This is a genomic window from Acinetobacter sp. USHLN143, from assembly GCF_037145695.1.
In the GTDB taxonomy this organism is placed as follows: domain Bacteria; phylum Pseudomonadota; class Gammaproteobacteria; order Pseudomonadales; family Moraxellaceae; genus Acinetobacter; species Acinetobacter fasciculus.
Genome location: NZ_JBBCWZ010000176.1, coordinates 1 through 910, shown reverse-complemented (window position 1 = coordinate 910; position 910 = coordinate 1). Strand labels below are relative to the sequence as shown.

Below are 910 nucleotides of genomic sequence, written 5' to 3'. Positions count from 1 at the left end.
CCCATACAGTTTCTGAATCAGCACTAATGCCTGTTCAGCGACCTGACTTTTCCCGGTCACATGCAGTTCATGGAATTTACGACGTGCATGGGCCATGCAGCCCACCTCAATGACCTGACCTGATCTAAAGCGTGCTTTATAACCACTGTAATCATCACAGACCAAATGACCCTGCCAGCCTTTCAGGAAGTCTTCAGCATGCTGGCCAGAACGGCTATCTTGAAAGTCATAGATCACTGCCTGAACTGGATTGTACTGTGTGCTGGCATAGGCCCAGACATAACCTTTTTTGGGCTTTTTCTCATTTTCACCCATCTGCATGACCGTCACCGGTGTTTCATCTGCATGGATCACCTGCTGTTGCAGTACCACCTGTTTTAAGGCATTGGCCAGAGGTTCCAGTTCCACCCCACAGCGGCCAATCCAGTCAGATAACGTTGATCTAGACAGATCAACACCTGCGCGTAGAAAGATTTGACGTTGACGGTACAAAGGCAAATGATCGGCATACTTTGACACCAGCACATGGCTAAGCAATTCAGGTGAAGCAATGCCTTTATCAATCACATAGGCTGGCATCGCTTGCTGAGTCAGAGTGTCACACTGATCACAGACCCATTTACCACGCACATGCTGTTCCTTATAGAACTGTGCCGGTCTGAAATGCAGTTTTTCACTGACATCTTCACCGATACGACGCAAGGTACAGCCACAACTGCATTGGGTTGATGCAGGTTCATGCTCAATACGGAGGGTGTGTAGATGATCTGGCAACAGCCGACGTTTAGGTTTGTTGACTGGGGCTTTCTGTGCAGCTGCATTGGTTTTATCTGCATTCAGTCGTTCCAGTTCCAGATCAACCGCTGCAATATCTTCTTCAACCGCTTCATCCCAGAGATGGATTTGTTTT

General features: G+C 48.0%; 1 pseudogene. It reads right to left on the bottom strand.

The window, feature by feature from the left end:
• Positions 1-910 (bottom strand): annotated as a pseudogene (locus tag WFH18_RS17520) (IS66-like element ISAba17 family transposase); the annotation flags it as partial.